This is a genomic window from Streptomyces parvulus (genome assembly GCF_014648855.1).
Lineage (GTDB): Bacteria > Actinomycetota > Actinomycetes > Streptomycetales > Streptomycetaceae > Streptomyces > Streptomyces parvulus.
Window position 1 is genome coordinate 1 of sequence record NZ_BMRX01000025.1, and the last position, 22418, is coordinate 22418.

At 72.1% G+C, this 22418-nt stretch carries 18 protein-coding genes and 1 pseudogene; 9 read left to right on the plus strand and 10 right to left on the minus strand.

The window, feature by feature from the left end:
* Positions 1 to 291, plus strand: a pseudogene (locus tag IE108_RS33150) (glycogen debranching N-terminal domain-containing protein); the annotation flags it as partial.
* Here IE108_RS33150 and IE108_RS33155 read toward each other — a convergent pair.
* Positions 281 to 1321 (minus strand): LacI family DNA-binding transcriptional regulator, encoded by a 1041-nt coding sequence (locus IE108_RS33155; RefSeq protein WP_064726107.1) that lies wholly within the window; start codon positions 1319 to 1321, stop codon positions 281 to 283. The pseudogene IE108_RS33150 and the gene IE108_RS33155 overlap by 11 nt on opposite strands.
* Positions 1322 to 1523: 202 nt before the next feature.
* Between IE108_RS33155 and IE108_RS33160 the strand changes: the two genes are divergently transcribed.
* Together IE108_RS33160 and IE108_RS33165 are read left to right on the plus strand one after the other, a co-directional pair.
* Positions 1524 to 3323 carry a glycoside hydrolase family 35 protein gene (locus tag IE108_RS33160; RefSeq protein WP_064726106.1) on the plus strand — a complete coding sequence of 600 codons (1800 nt, stop codon included), beginning with the start codon at positions 1524 to 1526 and terminating at the stop codon, positions 3321 to 3323.
* 93 nt (positions 3324 to 3416) lie between these two features.
* The gene (locus IE108_RS33165) at positions 3417 to 5237 is read left to right on the plus strand and encodes an RICIN domain-containing protein (RefSeq protein WP_079163393.1); all 1821 of its coding nucleotides are present in this window, start codon (positions 3417 to 3419) and stop codon (positions 5235 to 5237) included.
* A 111-nt stretch (positions 5238 to 5348) separates the two neighbouring features.
* Here the strand turns inward: IE108_RS33165 and IE108_RS33170 are convergent, their stop codons facing one another.
* Positions 5349 to 5783, minus strand: a complete 435-nt coding sequence (locus tag IE108_RS33170; RefSeq protein ID WP_064726105.1) for a hypothetical protein — start codon at positions 5781 to 5783, stop codon at positions 5349 to 5351.
* A gap of 176 nt (positions 5784 to 5959) precedes the next feature.
* Here IE108_RS33170 and IE108_RS33175 point away from each other — a divergent pair, with 176 nt between their 5' ends.
* Entirely contained in the window at positions 5960 to 6889 is a 930-nt protein-coding gene (locus tag IE108_RS33175) for a GNAT family N-acetyltransferase (protein ID WP_064726104.1), read from the plus strand.
* Positions 6890 to 6916: 27 nt separating this feature from the next.
* Here IE108_RS33175 and IE108_RS33180 read toward each other — a convergent pair whose 3' ends face one another.
* The 3 genes from IE108_RS33180 to IE108_RS33190 all read right to left on the minus strand — a co-directional run bounded on the left by IE108_RS33180 (position 6917) and on the right by IE108_RS33190 (position 10041).
* Positions 6917 to 7591, minus strand: coding sequence for a GntR family transcriptional regulator (locus IE108_RS33180; RefSeq protein ID WP_064726103.1), 675 nt, complete (start codon positions 7589 to 7591; stop codon positions 6917 to 6919).
* A gap of 128 nt (positions 7592 to 7719) precedes the next feature.
* Positions 7720 to 8445: an aspartate/glutamate racemase family protein gene (locus tag IE108_RS33185; protein WP_064726102.1), complete on the minus strand. Its 726-nt coding sequence runs from the start codon at positions 8443 to 8445 to the stop codon at positions 7720 to 7722.
* A gap of 108 nt (positions 8446 to 8553) precedes the next feature.
* On the minus strand, positions 8554 to 10041 hold the full coding sequence (locus IE108_RS33190; protein ID WP_064726101.1) for an NCS1 family nucleobase:cation symporter-1: 1488 nt from the start codon (positions 10039 to 10041) through the stop codon (positions 8554 to 8556).
* A 216-nt stretch (positions 10042 to 10257) separates the two neighbouring features.
* On the opposite strand from IE108_RS33190, the gene IE108_RS33195 reads away from it, so the two are divergent.
* Positions 10258 to 11739: a family 43 glycosylhydrolase gene (locus IE108_RS33195; protein ID WP_064726100.1), complete on the plus strand. Its 1482-nt coding sequence runs from the start codon at positions 10258 to 10260 to the stop codon at positions 11737 to 11739.
* A gap of 16 nt (positions 11740 to 11755) precedes the next feature.
* Here the strand turns inward: IE108_RS33195 and IE108_RS33200 are convergent, their stop codons facing one another.
* A complete protein-coding gene (locus tag IE108_RS33200) occupies positions 11756 to 12811 on the minus strand; it encodes a LacI family DNA-binding transcriptional regulator (protein WP_064726099.1) in 1056 nt (351 codons plus the stop codon).
* A 189-nt stretch (positions 12812 to 13000) separates the two neighbouring features.
* Between IE108_RS33200 and IE108_RS33205 the strand changes: the two genes are divergently transcribed.
* From IE108_RS33205 to IE108_RS33220, 4 genes are all read left to right on the plus strand, one after another.
* On the plus strand, positions 13001 to 14365 hold the full coding sequence (locus IE108_RS33205; RefSeq protein ID WP_064726098.1) for an extracellular solute-binding protein: 1365 nt from the start codon (positions 13001 to 13003) through the stop codon (positions 14363 to 14365).
* Between the two features lie 22 nt (positions 14366 to 14387).
* Entirely contained in the window at positions 14388 to 15329 is a 942-nt protein-coding gene (locus IE108_RS33210; protein WP_064726097.1) for a carbohydrate ABC transporter permease, read from the plus strand.
* 2 nt (positions 15330 to 15331) lie between these two features.
* Positions 15332 to 16231 (plus strand): carbohydrate ABC transporter permease, encoded by a 900-nt coding sequence (locus tag IE108_RS33215; RefSeq protein WP_064726096.1) that lies wholly within the window; start codon positions 15332 to 15334, stop codon positions 16229 to 16231.
* A 79-nt stretch (positions 16232 to 16310) separates the two neighbouring features.
* Positions 16311 to 18137, plus strand: coding sequence for a glycoside hydrolase family 2 protein (locus IE108_RS33220; RefSeq protein ID WP_064726095.1), 1827 nt, complete (start codon positions 16311 to 16313; stop codon positions 18135 to 18137).
* 51 nt (positions 18138 to 18188) lie between these two features.
* Here the strand turns inward: IE108_RS33220 and IE108_RS33225 are convergent, their stop codons facing one another.
* From IE108_RS33225 to IE108_RS33240, 4 genes are all read right to left on the minus strand, one after another.
* Positions 18189 to 19127 carry a TauD/TfdA dioxygenase family protein gene (locus IE108_RS33225; RefSeq protein ID WP_064726094.1) on the minus strand — a complete coding sequence of 313 codons (939 nt, stop codon included), beginning with the start codon at positions 19125 to 19127 and terminating at the stop codon, positions 18189 to 18191.
* Between the two features lie 291 nt (positions 19128 to 19418).
* Positions 19419 to 20261, minus strand: a complete 843-nt coding sequence (locus tag IE108_RS33230) for a class II glutamine amidotransferase (protein WP_064726093.1) — start codon at positions 20259 to 20261, stop codon at positions 19419 to 19421.
* 24 nt (positions 20262 to 20285) lie between these two features.
* Entirely contained in the window at positions 20286 to 21764 is a 1479-nt protein-coding gene (locus IE108_RS33235) for a glutamate-cysteine ligase family protein (RefSeq protein WP_064726092.1), read from the minus strand.
* A 141-nt stretch (positions 21765 to 21905) separates the two neighbouring features.
* The gene (locus IE108_RS33240) at positions 21906 to 22403 is read right to left on the minus strand and encodes a peptidylprolyl isomerase (RefSeq protein ID WP_064726091.1); all 498 of its coding nucleotides are present in this window, start codon (positions 22401 to 22403) and stop codon (positions 21906 to 21908) included.
* Between the last annotated feature and the right edge of the window lie 15 nt (positions 22404 to 22418).

Consider the following 22418-nt stretch of genomic DNA (forward strand, 5'->3'; position numbering starts at 1 on the left):
TACCACCCGCTCTCCTACCACCGGGGCAGCGCGTGGCCGCACGACAACGCGGTGATCGCGCTCGGCCTGGCCCGCCACGGGCTCCTGGACGAGGTGCGCACCGTCGCCGGCGGCCTGATCGCCGCGGCCTCCCACCACGGTCACCGGCTGCCCGAGGTCCTGGCCGGCTACCACCGCTCGGCGACCCCCGCACCGGTGCCGTACCCCCACTCCTGCTCCCCGCAGGCCTGGGCGGCGGCCACCCCGCTCGCCCTGCGGACGGCGCTGGGGGAGGGCCCGCTCAGCCAGTGACGGCCGCGGCCGGCGCCGCCGTGCTCGCCCGGACCACCAGGCGCGGTTCCACCGACGCCGGTTCGGGCACCGTCTCGGGGGCGGCGATGTAGCGCAGCAGATGGGCGACGGCCAGCTCGCCCATCTGCGCGAAGGGCTGGGCGACCGTGGTCAGGGGCGGTGCGCAGTACTCGGCCAGCTCGATGTCGTCCACGCCGACCACGGAGACGTCCTCCGGCACCCGCCGCCCCGACTCGCGCAGCGCCCGGACCACGCCGAACGCCATCTCGTCGCTCGCCACGAACACCGCCGTCGCGTCGGGGATCCGGCCGAGGACCAGGCCGCCCCGGTAGCCCGAGGCGGGCGACCAGTCGCCCTCCAGGGGCGGCGGCACCGCACGCCCGGCCGCCTCCAGGGTCGCCCGCCAGCCGTCCCGCCTGCTGGCGGCCTCCAGCCACTGCTCCGGGCCCGCCAGGTGCCAGACGGTCTCGTGACCCAGGTCCAGCAGGTGCCGGGTGGCGAGCCGGGCCGCCAGGGACTGGTCGACGGCGACGACCTCGGTGGCCCCGGTGCGGGAGCCGTCGATGGTGAGCGTCGGCGTGGCACGGGTGAGCTGTTCCAGGCGCGGGCTCGTGTGGATGAGCGGCACCGACAGGATGATGCCCTCCACCCCCTGGTCGGTCAGCCGGGACAGGGCGTCCTCGATGGCCGACGTGTCCAGCGAGGACGTCGTCGCGGTGCTCACCGTGTACCCGGCGGCCTGCGCGGCGCTCTCGATGCCCGAGGTCACCGCGGCCCGCGAGTAGAAGGTCGTGCGCAGCGTCACCACGCCGATCGCGCGGCTGCGCCCGGAGGACAGCGTCCGGGCCGCGTTGTTGCGGCGGTAGCCGAGCCGGGCCACCGCGGCCATGACGTCGGCACGCGTCTGCTCCCGCACGTGCGGATGCCCGGAGAGCACGCGCGACACCGTCTGCGCGGACACCCCCGCGGCGCGGGCCACGTCCGTCATCCCCGGCGGCCGTCGCGCCGCGTCGCCCTGCTGCTTCGTCATGCCGTCCTTCCCCGGGTGCCTCCGACGGATGATATCGCTGACATCGGCCTCCACCTGAGGTTTCCGCGGTCTCCTGGCCGCCCGTGTCCAACCCGTTGGCATCGATAACATTCTCTGCCATAGTCAACGCGGACAGCACCCGCATCCGCCCCGGCATCGATAACAACCGGAGCGGGACCGGCACGACCACCGGAGCCGTCGAGTGACCTCCTCCCACCCACCCACGCTCACCCGCGCCGACGGCACGTTCCTGCGCGCCGGACGCCCGCACCGCGTCCTGGCCGGCTCGCTGCACTACTTCCGCGTCCACCCGGAGCAGTGGGCGGACCGCCTGGAGCGGCTTGCGGCCCTCGGGCTCAACACCGTGGACACCTACGTCCCGTGGAACTTCCACGAACGCCGCCCCGGCGAGGCCCGCTTCGACGGCCCGCGCGACCTGCCCCGCTTCGCCCGGCTGGCCCAGGGGACCGGCCTGGACGTCATCGTGCGGCCCGGCCCCTACATCTGCGCCGAGTGGGACAACGGCGGCCTCCCGGCCTGGCTCACCGGCACCCCCGGCATGCGGCCGCGCACCAGCCACGGGCCCTTCCTGGACGCCGTCGGCCGCTGGTTCGACGTGCTCGTCCCGCGCCTCGCGGAACTCCAGGCGGCGCGCGGCGGACCGGTCGTGGCCGTCCAGATCGAGAACGAGTACGGCAGTTACGGCGACGACCAGGACTACGTCCGCCGGGTACGGGACGCGCTGACCGGCCGCGGCATCACCGAACTGCTCTACACGGCCGACGGCGCGACCCCGCTGATGCTCGACGGGGGCAGCCTGCCCGGCGAGTTCGCCGCCGCGACCTTCGGCTCCCGGCCCGACGTGGCGGCGGCGCTCCTGCGCGCCCGCCGGCCCGGCGAACCGTTCTTCTGCGCCGAGTTCTGGAACGGCTGGTTCGACCACTGGGGCGAGAAACACCACGTGCGCTCCTCGGACAGCGCCGCACAGGACGTCGGGGAGATCCTCGACGCGGGCGGCTCGGTCAGCCTCTACATGGCGCACGGCGGCACCAACTTCGGCCTGTGGGCCGGCGCCAACCACGACGGGGAGCGGCTGCAACCGACCGTCACCAGCTACGACTCGGACGCCCCGGTGGCCGAACACGGGGCGCTCACCCCCAAGTTCCACGCCCTGCGGGCGAAGCTGGCCACCGTGCCCGGCGCCCCCGCGCGCGAACGGCGGCTGCCCGCCGACCCGCCCCTGCTGCCGCCCCGGACGCTGCCGGTCGCCCGGCGGGCCGCCCTCCTCGACGCACTGCGGGCCGTGTCCGAGCCCGTACGGGCACCCGTGCCGCTCGGCTTCGACGAACTCGGCCAGTCCGCCGGCCTCGTGCTCTACACCGCGCATCCGCTGCTGCCGGCCGGAGTGCACGAGGTGACCGTGACCGGCCTGCACGACCGGGCCCAGGTGTTCGCCGACGGCGTGCCCGTCGCCGTACTCGACCGCGAGACCGCCGCCTTCCCCCTCACCGGTACCGGCGACCGCGTCCGTCTGGAACTGCTCGTGGAGAACCAGGGGCGGATCAACTACGGGCCGCTCCTCGGCCAGGGCAAGGGCATCCTCGGCGGCGTGCGGGTGGAGCGCCGGCTGGTGCACGGCTGGACCATGCACCCGCTCCCGCTGGACGAGTGGTCGCCGCACGACCTCGCCCGCGCCGCGTCCGCCGCCGGGCCCGGCGGCACGGCCGGGTTCGCGACCGCCGTCCTGGACGTCCCCGAACCCGCCGACACCTTCCTCGCCCTGCCCGGATTCGCCAAGGGATTCGTCTGGGCCGGCGACACGCTGCTCGGCCGGTACTGGGAGGCGGGCCCCCAGACCACGCTGTACCTGCCCCGCCCACTGCTGCGCCCGGGGCCCAACACGCTCACCGTCCTGGAACTGGAACGCCTCGGCGACCACGTCGCCCTCGTGGACCGCCCCGACCTCGGGCCCACTGAGGAGTACGTCGAGACGTTCGGCTGACCGCGGCCCACCCCGCAGCCCGGCCCGCACACCGCACTCGGCACACCAACCCCCACTGGTAGCACGACGAGTTGAGGAGTACCCGTGTCACGGTTGACCGCTCCCCGGAGCAGACTCGCCCTCGCGGCCGTCGCCACCGCCCTCGCCCTGGCCGGCGGCGCCTCCCTGGGCGCCCCGCCCGCCGCCGCCTCGGACCCCGGCACCACCTACACCGTCACCGTCGGCGGCAAGGGCTCCTGGACCCGGCCCGACGACACCCCCGCCGCCCCCTACATCGACAAGGACGGCACCTTCTACTACCAGCAGGCCCACGCGCTCTACGGCGCCGACGACGACCGCGCCTGGACCTTCTACACCGGCACCGACTTCGACAGCGCCGAACGCTCCGACGCGATCAGCGACGCCGCCGACCCCGACGAGCCCAGGGACCGCAACGACGACACCACCTGGCGGTGCAACAACAGCCCGACCGGCAAGGAGTCGACCTTCCCGCCCGCCGGCTCGCACTACGCCCAGAAGAACTACTGCGACCTGGCCGGCGTCTGGGTGGACCCGGACACCGGCGACTGGTACGGCCTGGTGCACAACGAGTTCACCCCGCAGCCCTTCGCCGACGGCCTCCACTACGACGGCATCGACTACGCGGTCTCCCGCGACCAGGGCCGGACCTGGACCGTCGAGGACCACGTCATCACCTCGCCGTACAGCACCGAACGCGGGGACACCGACGCGTTCCCGCAGCAGACCTACCACTACGGCGACGGCGACCCCCGCCTCTTCGCGGACACCGCCTCCGGCTACTTCTACGTCTTCTACGGCTCCCGGATCGTGGACAAGGGCGGCAGCTGGAAGGCCTTCCACGCCCACGTGGCCCGCGCGCCGATGTCCGCCAAGATGGCGCCCGGCTCCTGGCAGAAGTGGTACGACGGCGCCTGGTCAGAACCCGGCGTGGGCGGCCGCGAGAGCAACATGGTTCCGGTGGGCGACCAGGACGACACCGGCTACACACCCGTGGCGGACGAGTACGACCCCGCCACCCCCGGGAAGACCGACGAGCAGGTCGCCGCGGGCGAGATGCCCCCGACCTCGCCCCTGTTCGTCATGGACATCACCTACAACGCCCACCTCGGCCTGTACGTGGGCGAGCCGCAGGCCGTCGACCAGAGCGGCGACGCCCCGCAGCAGTTCTACGCCACCGACGACCTCGCCACCCAGAAGTGGTTCCCGCTCGGCGACACCGGCGACCACACCAACGCCTCCTGGTACCGGTGGTTCCTCGACGGTGTGAACAGGACCGGCTCCGGCATCGTCGGCAGGTCGTTCCGCTCGTACTGCTCCTTCGGCTGCTCGGACGGCAAGTCGGGCGAGTACGTGAACCTCACCCTCGACACCTCCGACCCTGCCGCGCCGGTCGACGAGCACAAGGCCTACCGGATCACCGGGGCGGACGGCCGGGCCCTCGCCCAGGCCTCGGCGCACGGCTCCGCCACCACCTCGGTGCGCGGCGGGAAGCCGTCCGGACTGGCGGAGTGGGTCTTCACCGCGGGTGGCGACGGCTCGTACCGGATCGCCAACGCCGCGACCGGCAGGCTGCTCGGCGTGGACTCCACCACCACGGCCGGCCGGGCCTGGGGCACGAAGCCGACCGTCGCCCGTCCCGGCAGCGGCGGACCCTCCGTCGGCCGGCAGTGGTTCGTCGTCCCCGGTACGTCTGCCGACGGTTCCGCCAACGGCACGTACCGGCTGGTCAACCGCTACAGCGGCCTGGTGATCGGTCTCTCCGGCGACCCCGCCAGGCGCGCCGAGACCACACCGGTCCGCTCCTGGACCGACCGCACGGGCGACCGCGTCGGCGACCGGCGGAGTCCCGGCGAGCAGACGCTGACCCTCACGCCGACGGGGCGGGCCGACTGACCTCGATGTGCGAAGGCCGGGCCGGGACACGCGTGGTGTCCCGGCCCGGCCCTCGACGTCTGTCCGGCTTTCACGGCAGGTTGACGTCCCGCCGGGCACGCCGTCGGCAAACTACCGCGGGGTCCGGTGGCTCCGGTTCCGCTCCGGCGCGTCGGCACCGTCCGGGCAGGCCGCGTCGTGGGCCGCGCCCAGCGAGGTCCACCACACCTCGCAGCAGCCGGCGCCCAGCCAGACGCGGGCGGCGGCGGGCCGGGTGCAGTCCGGGCCGTGCACGGCACCGTCCGAGTGCCGCCAGAACGCACAGCACGGATCGAGGGCGAGCGGCCGCCCCGCGTCCGGACGGGCGAGGAGTTCGGCGCGGCGCGCCAGGGCGGTACGGCGCCGGTGCTCGGCGCCCTCCCGCGCGGCACACCAGGCCATGACCCCGGCGGCGTAGAGACCGGGCACCGCGAGCCAGGGATGGTGGCTGCCCGCGTACCAGGCGGCGGCGAGCAGGAGAACGGCGGCGGCACGGCACCCGCGTGCGGTGCGCAGGCTCGGTGTCACTGGGGACTCCCGTGGGTGGGTGACGGAGAAGGGCCTCGGGACACCCTTCTGCCCCCACTTCGCCGACCTACGTCCCCTGAGGGGTTGGCGGCCGCCTCCCGCGGGCGGGCCCACTTCTTCGCGCGGCGGCGGAAATCCCGTTGCGGACACTCGCCCCCGCACCCGATTCTGCTCCCATGTCCACCGCCGACCCGCGACCGGCCACGTTCGCCGACGCCCCCGCCATCACCCGCCTCCTCAACGAGATCGACCGGATCGAGATCGGCCGCCCCGAGACCGACCAGCACAGCGTCGAGGCCGACCTCCGGCATCCCGAGACGGATCTGACACGGGACTCGTGGCTCGCCTTCGACGACGGCCGGCTGGTGGCCTACGGACTGCTATGGGACGAGTCCGGCGGCGAGCGCGTGGACATCGATCACTACGTGCTGCCCGACCACCAGGCCACCGGCCTGCGCGTGCTGGCCGCCATGGAGGACCGCGCCCTCGCCAAGGCACGGGCCAACGGAGCCGACCGGGCCGTCGTCCACCTCCACCTCAACGCCCGGCCCACCACCGACACCGCGCTGCTCGCGGAACGGGGCTGGAAGACGGTCCGGTCCCACCACGTCCTGCGCCGGGCGCTCGACCCGGCGGCCGACCTGCCGCCGACGCCGCCGGCCGGCGTGCGGGTGCGGGCCTGTGCGAGCGAGACTGACCGGGTTCGGGTGCACGAGCTGTACCAGCGGTCGTTCGCAGGGCACTTCGACTTCCAGCCGCGCCCGTACCGGCTCTGGCTGAGCGACATCGACGCCGACGGGCTGGACTGGTCCCTGGTGTGGATCGCCGCCACCGACGACCTCGGCGACGCCGGCTTCCTGCTGGCCCGGGACGACCGCGAGGCCATGGGCTGGATCCGCGCCCTCGGCGTCCTGGACGAGGCGCGGGGGAGGGGACTCGGCGGCTTCCTCCTGCGGCACGCCTTCGCGCGGTTCGCCGCGCGCGGCCGGGACACGGTGGGCCTCGGGGTCGACACGGCCAACGCCACCGGCGCCCCTCGGCTGTACGGCCGCCACGGCATGACCGTCCACTTCGCGGTCGACACCTGGGAGGCCGTACTCGGCTGACCGGCCGTCACGGCGCCGGGGCGCGCGTCAGGGGCGTGCTTCCGCGTCGCGCCGCGCCTGCTCCCGGGCGTGGTGGCTCAGAGCCGCGCTGCGGCTGGTCGACTGGTGGTGCAGGACCAGCTCCTGCACGCGCTCCACGTCCCGCTCCGCGATGGCCCGGTACAGCGCCTCGTGCTCCAGCGCGACGGCCATCAGGTCGTCGTGCTGGCCCATGAGCCAGCGCAGGCGGCTGCGCAGCACCCGTTCGAGTTCGTTGAGCAGCTCGTTTGCGGCCAGCGAGATGACCGTCTGGTGGAAGTCGGCGGCGGCCCGCCGGGCCGCCACCGCGTCGTCGGCGCGGGCCGCGTCGAGTTCGGCGTCCACCGTCGCCCGGAGACGTTCGAGACCTTCGCGGGTGTGCCGTACGGCGGCGAGCCGGAAGGCCAGGGTCTCCAGGCCCGAGCGGACCTCGTCGAGGTCGGCGATGTCGCTCGTGGTGAACTCCCGCACCACCGCCCAGGTCCGCGGCCTGGGCGTCACCAGCCCCTCGGAGACCAGCGTCCGCAGGGCCTCCCGGACGGGCAGGCGGCTCACACCGAGCGCCTCGGCCAGCTCGCGTTCGACCAGGCGGCTCCCCGGCCGCCGCACACCGTCCACGATCTCGTCGCGCAGATGTCGCGTGACCCGCTCGGACTCGGGCATGAAGCCCTCTGACGCAGCCATCGCCGTCCTTCGTCGTCTTCCCGTTCCGAGCCACGTCGACCGTGCCGTGCGGGGCGGCGGTCGGGCGGCCCGTCAGAATACCCCGGAGGCGGCCTGGGCCCGGGGCGCGGGAGGACCGGGGTCGCCGCTCAGCCCGCCATCGGCGGCCAGTTGACGATCCGCTTGGCCCGCGGGGGCGCGTAGGTGCGCACCTTGGACGTGGACAGGCCGAGCCGGACCAGCGACTCGGCGATCGTCACCGCGGCGGTGACGCCGTCGACCACGGGGACGCCGGTCCGTTCCACCACGCGCTCGGCGAGGCCGGCCATGCCTCCGCAGCCCAGGCAGATCACCTCCGCCCGGTCCTCCTCGACGGCGCGGGCGGCCTGCTCGGTGATGGCGTCCACGGCGGCCTGCTCGTCCCGCTCCAGTTCCAGCACCGGCAGCCCGCTCGCGCGCACCGAGGCGCACCGGGCGCTCAGGCCCGCCACCTCCAGCCGCTCCTCGATCAGCGGGACCGTCCGGTCGAGCGTGGTGACGACCGAGTAGCGGCGGCCCAGGAACTGCGCGGTGCTCGCCGCGGCCTCGGTGATGTCGACGACCGGCACGTCGAGTATCTCCTGGAGCCCTTCGCGCCCGTGCTCCCCGTAGCCCGCCTGGATCACCGCGTCGAACGGCTCCCGGTGCGCCCGGACGGTCTCCATGACGGCGACCGCCGCGAGGTAGCTCTCGTAGTTGCCCTCGACGGACTCCGCGCCGAAGGCGGGGGTCAGGGGGACGATCTCGGTGCCCTCGGAGGCGGCCGACGCGGCCTGCTTGCCGATCGCGTCGGTGATGGACTGCGTGGTGTTGACGTTGACCACGAGGATGCGCATGGGGGGCCTTCTGCTCGGACGGACGGTACCGCGAGGGCGGGGGAGGGGGCGGTGGCGGAGCGGTCGCTCCCGAGGGGACCGGCCGGGCCGGTCCCCGCACCGGCGGAGCTACTCCGCCGCGACGGCGATGGCCTCGCCGTCGACGTCGCGGATCGGTGAGGCGCGGTCGGCGATGAGCGCGTACAGGACCGCCGCCACGATCGCCCCGATGAACCAGGAGAACCCGGCCGCGGCGTGGAAGAAGGGGACCAGGGCGACGACCACGGCCAGGGCCGCGCTGGGGACGAACGCGGCGACGGCACGCGGGTTGTAGCCCCGGCGGTAGTGGTACTCGGCGTCCGCGTCCTCGGTGTAGAGGGCCGGCACGTTCACCCGGGACTTCCGCAGCAGCCAGTAGTCGGCCATGATCACGCCGAACAGCGGGCCCAGCAGCGCGCCGAGGCCACCGAGGAAGTAGTTGACGACGACCGGGCTGTTGTAGAGGTTCCAGGGCGTGATCACCAGGCCCAGCACCGCGCTGACCAGACCCGCGCGGCGGAAGTCGAGCCGGTGCGGGAAGAGGTTGACCAGGGCGTAGATGGGCGCGACGAAGTTGGCGAGCAGGTTCACCGCCACCGTGAGGGCGATCAGGCAGAGCGAGGCGACGGCCAGCAGGAACATGTTGGGGATGGTCCGCACGATGTCCGTCGGACTGGTGATGACGTGCCCGTCGAGGCTGAACTGGGCGCCGCTGAGCACCGCCACGATCACGGCGAAGAAGAGCATGTTGACCGGGATGCCGATCACGTTGCCGCGGACGATCGAGCCGCGGCTGCGCGCGGACCGGGTGAAGTCGCAGAAGTTCAGCACGAACGTCCCGTAGATCACCACCCACAGGGCGGCGGCCTGCAGCACCTGGAGCCACATCGTGCCGCCGGTGAGCGGATCGTCGACGGACACGGAGATCGAGCCGTCCGCGCGGACGAACATCCACACCGCGAGGGCGCACATGGTGATCAGGGTGGTGGGCGCGGCGAAGGCCATGTAGCGGCGGATCATCTGCATGCCGTAGCTGACGATGAGCACCTGGAGGGCCCACAGGACCAGGAAGGTGATCCAGCCCAGAGTGGACTGCCCCAGCAGGGAGTTGGTGTCCAGGTCGGCCAGGCCCGGGAACATCGCCACCAGCAGGGCGCTCAGCACGGCGGAGGCCAGATAGGTCTGGATACCAAACCAGGCGATCGCCACGGCACCGCGGACGGCCGCGGGAATCTTCGCCCCCTTGATGCCGAACGCGATCCGGCTCATGACCGGGAACGGAACGCCGGTCTTGTGGCCCATGAACCCGGACAGCGTGAGCAGGAGGAAGAGCAGGACCGAGGCGAGCGCGAAGGCGACGAGGATGCCCCACACGTTGAGCCCGAGGGCGAACAGTCCGATGGCGAAGGCGTAATTGCCCAGGCTGTGCACGTCGTTGGCCCAGAGGGTGAAGACGTTGTAGGCGCCCCAGCGGCGTCCTTCGCGCTTCGTCGGGGCCAGGTCGTACGTGTAGAGGCCGGAGCTGGTGGCGGTGTCGCTGGTCTCCGCGGACGAGCGGCGGTCTTCCAGGGCAGTCATACGGGACTCCTGGGATCAGGATGCGGGGAGTTGGAGAGTTCCACAAAGTGGAAGCGGCTTTCCGATGAACAGAACGTAGTTTTCGCCAAACCGCACCGTCAAGAGGTCTACGGCAAATGGAATACCATTTCTGGCCCCGTTGACAGGGGGTCGGAGCCTCCCTAGCCTGGCGCCCCGCCATTACATCGATGTAAAGCTGCGGAAAGGGACCCCACCGTGCCCCCCAGCCCCTCACACCGTTCCCGCACGCACGCCGGCCTGCTCCTCGCCGCCCTCCTCGGGCTGCTCGCCGGCCTCCTCCCCGGACTCACCGCGCAGGCCTCCGCCGCGCCGTCCGCACCCGAATCCCGTGCCGCGGCAGCCGCGGCCGGCACCTTCCGCAACCCGCTCAACAGCGGCCCCGACCCGTTCATGACGAACTGGAAGGGCAACTACTACCTCACCACCACCCAGGGCGGCAGCATCAAGATGTGGCGCTCGCCCTCCCTGGGCACGCTGGCCGCCGCGGACCCGGTCACCGTCTGGACGGACACCGACCCCTCGCGCAACCGCAACATCTGGGCCCCGGAGTTCTACCGCTTCGGCGACCGCTGGTACCTCTACTACACGGCGGACGACGGCGTCGACGAGCACCACCGCCTCTACGTCCTGGAGTCCGAGCGCGACGATCCGACCGGCCCGTACCACTTCAAGGCCAAGCTCGCCCCGCCGAACCACGCGAACGACTTCGCCATCGACGCCGGCGTCCTCCAGCTCGGCGGGCGCCTCTACCTGGCCTACAGCGGCCTCAACCAGTACCAGCACAACGGGCTGAACATCGCGCCGATGTCCAACCCGTACACGGTCTCCGGTGACGCCGTCGCGATCAACGCCGCGGGCGGCTGCCCGGAGGTGCGCGAGGGGCCGGAGTTCCTGTACCGCAACGGGCGGGTCTGGATGACGTACTCGGCCTGCGACACGGGCAAGCCGGACTACCAGGTCTGGATGATGTCGATGCCGCTCACCGCCGACCCGCTGGTGCCCGGCAACTGGCGGCAGCACCAGGGCGCCGTCTTCTCCCGCGCCGACGACCGGGGCGTGTTCGGACCCGGCCACCACGCCTTCTTCCAGTCGCCGGACGGGACGGAGGACTGGATCGTCTACCACGCCAAGACCACGTCGGTGAACACCTACAGCAACCGCACCACCCGGGCCCAGAAGTTCACCTGGCGGGCCGACGGCACCCCCGACTTCGGCCGCCCGCTCGCCATGGGCGCCACCCAGGACCTGCCCTCCGGCGACCCCGGCTCGGGCAACTACTGGATCAACGACGACGGCCGCTCCAGCGGCGCGGGGAGCGTCACCTACACCGGCGCCTGGAACTCCGGCTCGGGCTGCGCCACGCAGTGCTTCTGGAGCGACGACCACTGGAGCGACCGGGCCGGCGCCACGGCCACCTTCTCCTTCACCGGCACCCGCATCGCCCTGCTCTCGGTCAAGGACACCGGCAACGGCTACGCGGCCGTCAGCATCGACGGCGGCCCCGAGCAACGGGTGGACTTCCACAACGCGATCCGCGTCGGTGAGGCGGTGCAGTACACCAGCCCGCGGCTGGCGAACGGAGCGCACACGCTGCGCGTCCGGGTCACCGGGGAGCACAACGCGCAGTCCGGGGCGTCGTTCGTGAGCGTCGACCGCGCCGAGGTCTACACGAACTGACCCGCCCGGCTCGTCGTCAGCGCCGCCCGTGGCCCTCCGTGCTCTCCCTCAGGACGAGCCGGTGGGCCACGATGCGGTCCTCGGGCGACTGCGCGCCGGACCCGGTGCCCGCCCCCACGTCGTCCGGTCCCGTCGCGTCCTCGATGCGGCGCTGCAGCAGCTCCACGGCGACCTTCGCCACCGCGGCCTTGTCGGGGGCCACCGTGCTCAGCGTCGGCACGCTGAACCGCCCGCCCTCGACATCGTCGAAGCCGACCACGGCGACGTCGCCGGGCACCTCGGCGCCGTGCTCGTGCAGCGCGCGCAACGCGCCCAGCGCCAGCTGGTCGTTGAGGCAGAGCAGCGCGTCGGGCCGCGCGCCCTCGCGCAGCAGCCGCGCCACCGCACGCGCGCCCGCGGGCATCCGGAAGGAGTCGACCGGGACGACCAGCGACGGGTCGTAGGGCAGGCCCGCCTCCTCCAGGGCGGCTCGGTAGCCCCGGGTGCGCGCCTCCGCCGTGCCGAGGCCGGGGGCGTCGACCCCGCCGACGGCCAGGATGGTGCGGCGGCCCAGACCGATCAGATGCCGGGTGGCCTCGCGCGCGGCGCCCTCGTTGTCGATGGCCACGTGGTCGGCGCCCTCCTCCAGCAGCTCGCCGAGGAGCACGGTGGGCGGGAACCCGGAGCGGTCGCGCAGGTCGTCGGCGGTCAGCGCGAGCGGGCTGAGGATGATCCCGTCCACGAAGGTGGAGCCGAACCCGGCCAGCGCCGCCAGCTCGTGGGCGCGGTCCGCCCCGGACTGGTGGATCAGGACGGTCAGCGACCGCTCCTCGGCCTCGCGGATCACGTGCCGGGCCAGTTCGGCGAAGTACGGTATGTCCAGTTCCGGGACGACGAGCGCGATGATGCCGGTTCGGCCCTTGCGCAAGTGGCGGCCGGCCAGGTTCACCCGGTATCCGAGCTGCTCGATGGAGTCCCGCACGACCCGCCGAGTCCGGTCGGAGACGTGGGCGTAGTCGTTGATGACGTTGGACACCGTCTTCTCCGAAACGCCCGCGTGACGTGCGACGTCCTTGATCCTTGGCCGTGCCACCGAGACCTCCCTGCCTCTCGCGCGGTGCATGAGTCTATGTCCCGGCGGCCGGGGGGACTCCGCCCCGTCCCGCCGGGACGCCGATCTCACGGTCGCGGGCACCGCGCCGGTGTCTCAGCTCTTTACAGCCAATGTACATCGATGTAAAAACTAGCCACCGCATGAGCTCCGGCCGTCGAAAGGTCCGCGATGAGTTCTCGTTCGCCCCTCCAGGGGGTGCCGGCCGTGTCCGACCCGCCCCACCGCCTCAGCCGCCGAAGGCTGTTGCGGCACGCCATGGCCGGAACGGGGGCCCTGCTCGCCGCCGGCCCGTTGTCCGGCTGCGCCTCACCGGCCTCCGCCTCCGGAGCCTCCGCACTGAGCGTCTGGGACCTCTTCCAGGGCGGCGACGGCATGCTCATGGACGAGATGATCGACGCCGTCTCCCGGGGCGACGACGGCTTCGACGTGGACCGCACCATCCTGGACTGGGGCCCGTCGTACTACACCAAGCTGGCGATGTCCGCCGCCGGCGGCCGGGCCTCCGACGTCGCCGCCATGCACCTCTCCCGGCTGGCGGGCTACGCGCCCGGCGGTCTGGTGGACCCCTTCGACCTCGACCTGCTCGCCGAGTTCGGCGTCACCGAAAAGGACTTCACCCCCGCGGTCTGGTCGCGGACCCGGCACGAGGGCACCGTCTACGCGATCCCCCTGGACGTCCACCCCTTCATCGTCTTCTACGACAGGAAGGCGGCGGAGAAGGCGGGACTCCTGGACTCCTCGGGTGCCCTCGCCCCCCTGGGATCGCCCGAGGCGCTGCTGGAGGCGGGCCGGGCCCTCGCGAAGGCCACCGGCACGTCCGGCATCATCTTCGGCCACGTCACCGACACCGCGCAGAACTGGCGCCTGTTCGCCGGCCTCTACGCCCAGACCGGCGCCGAGTTCACCCTGCCGGACGGCGGGCCCGCGCGGATCGACGTCGACGCCGCCGTGCGCGTCGTGACCCTCATGACCCAGCTCTTCGACGGGAAGACCAACCCGAACAACCTGGACTACAACGGCGCGCTCGCCGCCTTCACCGGCGGCCGCGGCGGCATGGCCATGCTCGGCGAGTGGGAGCTGCCGACGCTCAAGGAGTCCGGCATCGACCTCGGCGCCGCGCCCTTCCCGCAGGTCTTCGAGAAGCCGGCCGTCTACACCGACAGTCACAGCTTCGTCCTCCCGCACCAGGACGACCCCGATCCGGAGCGGCGCCGCGAGGCCCACCGGTACGTCGCGGCGGTCCTCAAGCAGAGCCTGACCTGGGCGAGCGCCGGGCACATCCCCGCCTACCAGCCGGTCCTCTCCGAGCCGGGGTACGCGAAGCTCGAACCGCAGTCCTCCTACGCCGACGCCGCGAAGGTGGCGGTGCTCGACCCGCCCAACTGGTTCGTCGGCGCCGGTTCGAACTTCCAGAACCGGATGTGCCAGCCGCTCCAGTCGGCGCTGCTGGGCAACACCTCCCCCGAGAAGGCGGTGCGGCAGATGGTCCGCGAGGCGGACGCGCTGCTGCGGCAGCCCAACCCGGTGGCCTGACCCAGCAGAAGGAGTGACCGACGTGACCACCACCGCACCGCCCGGCTCCCAGCGGCGGACCGAGCCGCCCACCGCGCCCGCGGACGGCCGCCGCGCCGTCCTGCGCCGCATACGATCCGGCAACGGGTTCGTCTTCGTCCTGCCGTTCCTGCTCGTCTTCGCCCTCTTCATGGTCTGGCCGATCGTGCAGGGCCTCTGGATGAGCTTCACCGACAGCTCGCTCGCGCTGCGCGACACGAGCTTCGTCGGCCTCGACAACTACACCGAGGCCTTCGGCGACCCGGACGTCTGGAGCAGCCTCGGCAACACCGTCTTCTTCACCGCCATCTCCAGCGTCCCGCTGGTCCTGGTCGCCCTGGCCATGGCCCTGCTCGTGCACAGCGGGCTCGCCGGGCAGTGGGCCTGGCGCCTGGCGTTCTTCGCCCCCTACCTGCTGCCCGTCACCGTGGTGACCCTCATCTGGACCTGGCTCTACCAGCCCGAACTGGGCCTGGGAAACCAGTTCCTCGACACCCTCGGCATGGAACCGGTCGGCTGGCTGTCGGACGAGTCCGTCGCCATGTGGTCCATCGCCGCCCTCACCGTCTGGTGGACGGTGGGATTCAACTTCCTGCTCTACCTCGCGGCGCTCCAGTCCCTGCCCACCACCTTCGACGAGGCGGCGGCGCTGGACGGCGCCGGCGCCTGGCGGCGCCTGTGGTCCATCACCCTGCCGCAGCTGCGCCGGACGACCGGACTGGTCGCCATGCTCCAGGTCCTGGCCTCGCTCAAGGTGTTCGACCAGATCTACATCCTCACCAAGGGCGGTCCCAACGGCTCCACCCGCCCCGTCCTGGAGTACGTCTACGACGTCGGCTTCACCGGCTACCGCCTCGGCTACGCCTCCGCCGTCTCGTACCTCTTCTTCGCCCTGATCATCGTCGTCTCGCTCGTGCAGTTCCGTCTCTTCCGCCGGGAGGACTGACCGTGTCCGCAAACGCCACCCCCGTCCGCGCACGGCGGCGTCCACCCCGTGAGGCGGCCGGCTCCCCCCTGCTGCTCGGCCACGGCCGGCTGCCCCGGATCCTGGCCGGAACGGCCCTCGTCGTCCTCGCGGTGGTCTGGCTGGTGCCCTTCCTGTGGGCGATCGCCACCTCCGTGCAGAGCGAGGAGGACGTCGCCACCACCGGACTGTCCCCGTTCAAGGGCGCCCTCACCCTGGACTCCTACACGGAGATCCTGGAACGCGGGAACGTCTCCGTCTGGGCCTTCAACAGCTTCCTCATCGCCGGCCTGGTCACCCTGCTCACCGTGGTGGTCTCCACCCTCGCGGCGTACGGCTTCTCGCGCGGCACCTTCCGGGGCCGGCGGGCGCTGCTCGCCGTCACCGTCGCCGCCATCATGATCCCGCCGCAGCTGCTGGTGGTGCCGCTCTTCGACCAGATGTTGCTCTTCCACATGGTCGACACCTACGCGGCGGTCATCCTGCCGCAGGTCGTCGCCCCGATGATGGTCTTCATCCTCAAGCGGTTCTTCGACGGCATCCCCAAGGAGCTGGAGGAGGCCGCCCGGATCGACGGCGCCTCCGAGTTCCGGGTGTTCCGGTCGATCGTGCTGCCGCTGTCCCGGCCGATCGTGGCGGCCGTCGCGATCTTCGTCTTCATCGGGGCCTGGAACAACTTCATGTGGCCCTTCATCGTCACCAACGACCCCGACCTGATGACCCTCCCGGTGGGCCTGGCCACCGTGAAGGACGCCTACGGCATCCAGTACGCGCAGTCGATGGCGTCGGCCCTGCTGGCGGCGCTGCCGCTGATCGTCGTCTTCCTGCTCTTCCAGCGCCGCATCGTCAACTCCGTGGCCACCACCGGCCTCGGCGGTTCCTGACCCCTCGCACCCCATCCCCTCGCAGCCGTACACCCGGACCGGCGCGCACGCGCCGGCCCACCGATCGACTGGAGCATGTGTGTCCCCTCACTCCGTACCGCGCCCGGAGTACCCGCGACCGCAGTTCGCGCGCCGCGACTGGCTCAACCTGAACGGCGCCTGGCAGTTCGAGACCGACCGGGGGGACAGCGGGCTCGACCGCGGGCTCCTCGACCGCGAACTGCGCGACGAGATCCTCGTCCCCTTCCCGCCCGAGTCCGAACTCTCCGGCATCGGCGACACCGACTTCCTGGAGGCCGTCTGGTACCGGAGGGCCGTCACCCTCCCCGCGGCCTGGGCCGGACGCCGGGTGCTGCTGCACTTCGGCGCGGTCGACCACGACACCACCGTGTGGGCCGACGGCAAGGAGGTCGTCCGGCACCGCGGCGGCTTCACCCCCTTCACCGCCGACCTCGGCGACATCGCCGGCGCGGGGGAGGAGGTCGTCATCACCGTCCGGGCCCGCGACCCCAAGTCCGGCCCCCAGGCCCGCGGCAAGCAGGCCGTCAAGTACGCCAACCACGACTGCAACTACACCCGGGTGACCGGCATCTGGCAGACCGTCTGGCTGGAGCCCGTGCCGGACGTCCACCTGCGCCGCCCCCGGATCACCCCCGACCTGGCCGGCTCCGCCTTCCACCTCGAACTGCCCCTCTCCGGCAACCGGCCCGGCCACCGGGTCCGCGCCGTGCTCAGCGACGGCGCCGGCGAGGTGAGCCGCGCCGAAGCACGCGCCGACCTGGACCTCGCCCCCCGTCTGCACCTGCCGGTCCCGGACGGCCGGCGCCGCGAGTGGGGGCCCGGGGACCCGCACCTCTACGACCTGCGCCTCGAACTCCTCGACGCCGCCGGCGAGGTGGTCGACAGCGCCGAGAGCTACGGCGGACTGCGCGCCGTCGGACTGCGCGGCAAGGCCGTCCTCGTCAACGGACGCCCCCTCTTCCAGCGGCTCGTCCTCGACCAGGGCTGGTACCCGGACGGGCTGATGACCGCCCCGACAGACGAGGCACTGGTCAGGGACATCGAGCTGGGCATGGCCGCCGGCTTCAACGGTGCCCGCCTGCACCAGAAGGTGTTCGAGGAGCGCTTCCTCTACCACGCCGACCGCCTCGGCTACCTGGTGTGGGGCGAGTTCGGCGACTGGGGCTGCGAGACCGGCGGCTCCTCCGGCGACAACCAGAAGCCCGACGCCTCCTACGTCGCCCAGTGGCTGGAGGCACTCGAACGCGACTACTCGCACCCCTCGATCATCGGCTGGTGCCCGCTCAACGAGACCTACCAGAAGCTGCACGACCGGATGACGCAGCTCGACGACGTCACCCGCGCGATGTTCCTGGCCACCAAGGTCATGGACACCACCCGGCCGGTCGTCGACGCCTCCGGCTACGCCCACCGCGTCGCCGAGACCGACGTCTACGACTCCCACAACTACGAGCAGGACCCGGCCGCCTTCCGGGAGCTGATGTCCGGCCTCGCCAAGGGCGCGCCCTTCGTCAACGCCTACGAGAACGGCGCGCCCTACTCCCAGCCCTACCGCGGCCAGCCGTACTTCGTCAGCGAGTTCGGCGGCATCTGGTGGGACCCCGAGGCCGCCGCCGAACTCTCCGGCGAGGACCGCACGGTCTCCTGGGGCTACGGGGAACGCGTCCGCAACGAGGACGAGTTCCACGAGCGGTTCGCCGGCCTGACCGGGGTGCTGCTGGAGGACCGCGACATGTTCGGCTACTGCTACACGCAGCTGACCGACGTTTTCCAGGAGCAGAACGGCATCTACCGCTTCGACCGCGGGGAGAAGCTCGACGTCGCCCGCGTGCGGGCCGCGCAGCTCCGCCCGGCCGCGATCGAGCAGCGGGACGGCGAGGCGTAGCGCCACGCGAGGGGCCGTAGGCGGACACCGCCTACGGCCCGCACGAGACGGTCAGAAGGGCCGGTCGCCCGCGATGGCCACCCGCTCGGCGACCCGCCGCCGTGACCCGTAGTCGCCCACCGCGTAGTGCTGGGTGGCCCGGTTGTCCCAGAAGGCCACGTCGCCGGCCTGCCAGCGGAAGCGCACCTGGTACTCGGGCACGTGCGCCTGCTGGAAGAGGGACCGCAGCAGCCGGTCGCTCTCGTCCCGGTCCATGCCGCAGATGCGGGTGGTGAACGACGTGTTGACGAACAGCATCCGCCGCCCCGTCTCCGGGTGGGTGCGCACCACCGGGTGTTCCACGGGCGGGAAGAGGTCCTGGTGCGGGGCCAGCCGCTCGGGTCCGTAGAACCGGGCGAAGCCGGGGATGAAGTCGTGCACGGCGCGGGCACCGTCGACGCGCTCCTTCACCTCCGGCGGCAGGTTGTCGTAGGCGGCCGCCATGTCCGCCCACATGGTGTCCCCGCCGAACGGCGGGACCTCGCGCAGCTGGAGCACGGCGCCGAGCGCCGGCCGCTCCCGGAAGGTGACGTCGGTGTGCCACACGTTCTCGTACGTCGGCGCACCCCCGGCGCCCTTGTCGAACCGGACGACGTCCGCACTGGAACCGGCGGTGAGCAGGGGGTTGGTCTCCAGCTCGCCCCAGTGCCCCGCGAAGCCGCGCTGCTGGGCGGAGGTGAGGTGCTGGGCGCGGAAGAAGAGCACCTTCCACTCCAGCAGGGCGCGGTTCAACTCCTCGCGCAGGGCGGCGCCGAGCGGCCGGGAAAGGTCGACGCCCCGGATCTCGGCGCCGATGGTCAGCGCCTGCGGCACGACCTCGAACTGCTCGTAGGGCCGCTCCTGAAGGCCCTCGGGCAGCCGGCGCAGGACGCGCGGGCCCTCGTAGAGCCCGTCGCCCGGGATGCGTGCTTCGCGCAGGACGGTGCTCGGACCTGCGGCCGTGACGGTCATGGGAGTCCTCCCCTGGTGCGGTGGTGTGGGTGGTGCCCGGCCATGGCGGTACGACGTCCTCGTCCGGTGGCCGGAGGAAACGCGGGAGCTGCGGAGCAAGGCACGATGGGCGTGTGCCGAAAGAGACACCGATGGAGCCCCGACGCGTCGCGTGGAGCCTTCGGTCCGGTGCGGGCCGTTACAGGCCGGAGCGCTCACAACCGGTTCGCTCGGGCACGCGGGGACACTCCGCCGTGGTGCCGAACCGGTATGTGGTCATGGCCCCGATTGTGTGATCTTCTCCGGCCGGTGTCAACGGTGCCGGACGGGCCGGGGCACGAACGGCAGCATGTCGTCGCCCTCGGGCCGGACGACGCCGTAGGTGCCCTCGGGCACCTCGTTCCAGACGCCGGGCAGGTCGCCCAGGGGCTCCGAGACGATCAGGCGGGTCTCGTCGGACGCCTCCCGCAGGTACGGCAGGTCGGGATGGAGCGCGCGCACGCTCTCCACGCGCGAGCTGTAGTACAGCGACCGGGTCCGGGCCTGCGTGGAGTAGCGGAACGCCCACAGGATCCGCCCGTCGGTCACGGCGACGGTCATCTGCATCGGGTACTCCACCCCGTGCTCGCGGCCGACCTCCTCCACCAGCCCCGCCATCCGCGCCACGGCTCCCGGCGGGTCCTCCTCCAGGCCGAAGGTGAGGGCCAGGAAGAACATCAGCTCCGAGTCGGTGGAGCCCTCCATGTCCGGGTAGAGGCGCGGGTCGACGGCCAGCGCGAGGTCGCGGTGGAGCTTGTGGAAGTCGGCGATGGCACCGTTGTGCATCCACATCCAGCGCCCGTGGCGGAACGGATGGCAGTTGGTCTGCTGCACCGCGCTGCCGGTGGACGCCCGGATGTGCGCGAAGAACAGCGGCGAGCGGACGTGTCCGGCGATCTCCCGCAGATTGCGGTTGCTCCACGCGGGACCGATCTCCCGGACGATCGCGGGCGTCTCCATCTCCGGCCCGAACCAGCCGACCCCGAACCCGTCCCCGTTCGTCGTCTCCACCCCCATCCGGGAGTGCAGGCTCTGGTCGATCAGCGAGTGCTCCGGCCGGTAGAGGATGGTCTCCAGCAGCACGGGGGTTCCCGAGTAGGCCAGCCATCGGCACATCGTCCGCCGCCCTTTCTGGCGTCGTCAGTCGACCGGCCAGGTGTGGACCGGGGCGTTGAGATGCATGAAGTCCATGTACTGCTGCGTCATCCGCCGCAGCGCCTCGTGGCGGCCGGGCCGGGCGGAGGCGTCGATGTGGTGGAACATCTCCTTCTGCCACACCGCGCCGTTGCGGCCGGTGACGCACCGCTGCTCGATGATGCCGAGCAGCGGCTCCCGCCAGGCCGAGTCCATGCCGGACAGCTCCAGGCCCCGGTGCGCCAGCGGCAGCAGCCTGCGCAGCACCAGCTCGGGCACGGTCACCTCGCCCATGCCCGGCCAGTACAGGTGGGCCTCGATGCCGTGCCGCGCGGCGGTGTGCAGGTTGTCCTCGGCGACCGAGAAGGACATGCGGGACCAGACCGGCCGCTCCTCCTCGACCAGGGCGCGGGTCAGGCCGTAGTAGAAGGCCCCGTTGGCGAGGGTGTCGGCCACGGTGGGCCCGGCGGGCAGCACGCGGTTCTCCACCCGGACGTGCGGCTTGTCGTGGGCGACCGCGTAGACGGGCCGGTTCCAGCGGTAGATGGTGCCGTTGTGCAGGGTCAGCTCGCCCAGCTCGGGGATGTCGCCGCGGTCGAGCGTCTCGGCGGGGTTCTGCTCGTCGCACAGCGGGAGCAGGGCCGGGAAGTAGCGCAGGTTCTCCTCGAAGAGGTCGAAGACGCTGTTGATCCACCGCTCCCCGAACCACACCCGGGGCCGTACCCCCTGTGCCTTGATCTCCTGCGGGCGGGTGTCGGTGGCCTGCTCGAACAGGGGGATGCGGCTCTCGTGCCACAGCTCCTTGCCGAGCAGGAACGGCGAGTTCGCGGCGAGGGCGACCTGGACGCCGGCGATCGCCTGTGCGGCGTTCCAGTAGTCGGCGAACTCCTCGGGGGCCACCTGGAGGTGGAACTGCGTGCTGGTGCAGGCGGCCTCGGGGGTGATGGTGTCCGCGTAGGTGCGCAGCCGGTCCACGCCGTCGACCTCGATGTGCAGGTCCTCGCCCCGGGCGGCGAACACCTGGTCGTTGAGGAGCCGGTAGCGCGGGTTCTCCGAGAGAGCCGCCTCGCCGACGTCGGACTGGCGGAGCGTGGGCAGGATGCCGACCATGATCAGGTGGGCGCCGACCGACCGGGCGCGGTCCTCGGCGTGGTTCAGGGCGGCCCGGATCTCGGTCTCCCAGGCGTCGGGGCCGCCCGCGGTCAGGCGCCGGGGCGGGATGTTGATCTCCAGGTTGAAGCGGCCCAGCTCGGTGGCCCAGGCGGGGTCGGCGATCGCTTCGAGGGCGTCGCTGTTGCGCATCGCGGGTTCGCCCCGGTCGTCGACCAGGTTCAGCTCGATCTCCAGGCCCACCTGGGGCCGCTCCGTCTCGAACCGCGACTCGCGCAGCATCTGCGCGAAGGCCTCCAGGCACTCCTGCATCTTGATCCGGTACCGGCGGCGGTCCTCGCGGGTGAAGACCACCGCCGGGACGTCCCGTCCCATCGGCCCTCCCGGGGTTGCCGTCGTCGGACACCTCTCGACACCAGCGTCGCACCACCCGGCCCGGCCCACCAGACGGGACGGGGCCCACCGCGCCGTGCGCGATGGGCCCCGTTGCCGCGGGTCTGCCGCGGACGACCGGTGCTAGACGCGGCCCGAGGCCCGCACCGTGATCTTCTTGGAGGTGCGGCCCGTCGGGGACGACCCGTAGCCCTCGATCTTGTCGACCACGTCGGTGCCCTCCACGACCTTGCCGAAGACGACGTGCTTGCCGTCCAGCCACGGGGTGGGAACGGTGGTCACGAAGAACTGCGAGCCGTTGGTGTTCGGGCCCGCGTTCGCCATGGAGAGCAGGTAGGGCTCGGTGTGCTTCAGCTGGAAGTTCTCGTCCGCGAACTTCTCGCCGTAGATGCTCTTGCCGCCGGTGCCGTCGCCGCGGGTGAAGTCACCGCCCTGCAGCATGAACTGCGGGATCACGCGGTGGAACGAGGAACCCGCGTAGCCGAAGCCGTGCTCGCCGGTGGCCAGCTCGACGAAGTTCTTGGCGGTCTTGGGGGTCACGTCCTCGAAGAGCTCGAAGACGATGCGGCCCGCATCCTGGCCGTCGATGTCGATGTCGAAGTAAATCTTGGAATTGCTCATCGCACCATTGTGACG

What these genes read in the sequence shown, in the direction of transcription:
- IE108_RS33155 (WP_064726107.1), bottom strand. Translation starts at nt 1,321, where the DNA reads ATGACGAAGCAGCAGGGCGACGCGGCGCGACGGCCGCCGGGGATGACG.
- IE108_RS33175 (WP_064726104.1), top strand. Translation starts at nt 5,960, where the DNA reads ATGTCCACCGCCGACCCGCGACCGGCCACGTTCGCCGACGCCCCCGCC.
- IE108_RS33180 (WP_064726103.1), bottom strand. Translation starts at nt 7,591, where the DNA reads ATGGCTGCGTCAGAGGGCTTCATGCCCGAGTCCGAGCGGGTCACGCGA.
- IE108_RS33185 (WP_064726102.1), bottom strand. Translation starts at nt 8,445, where the DNA reads ATGCGCATCCTCGTGGTCAACGTCAACACCACGCAGTCCATCACCGAC.
- IE108_RS33190 (WP_064726101.1), bottom strand. Translation starts at nt 10,041, where the DNA reads ATGACTGCCCTGGAAGACCGCCGCTCGTCCGCGGAGACCAGCGACACC.
- IE108_RS33205 (WP_064726098.1), top strand. Translation starts at nt 13,001, where the DNA reads ATGAGTTCTCGTTCGCCCCTCCAGGGGGTGCCGGCCGTGTCCGACCCG.
- IE108_RS33225 (WP_064726094.1), bottom strand. Translation starts at nt 19,127, where the DNA reads ATGACCGTCACGGCCGCAGGTCCGAGCACCGTCCTGCGCGAAGCACGC.
- IE108_RS33230 (WP_064726093.1), bottom strand. Translation starts at nt 20,261, where the DNA reads ATGTGCCGATGGCTGGCCTACTCGGGAACCCCCGTGCTGCTGGAGACC.
- IE108_RS33235 (WP_064726092.1), bottom strand. Translation starts at nt 21,764, where the DNA reads ATGGGACGGGACGTCCCGGCGGTGGTCTTCACCCGCGAGGACCGCCGC.
- IE108_RS33240 (WP_064726091.1), bottom strand. Translation starts at nt 22,403, where the DNA reads ATGAGCAATTCCAAGATTTACTTCGACATCGACATCGACGGCCAGGAT.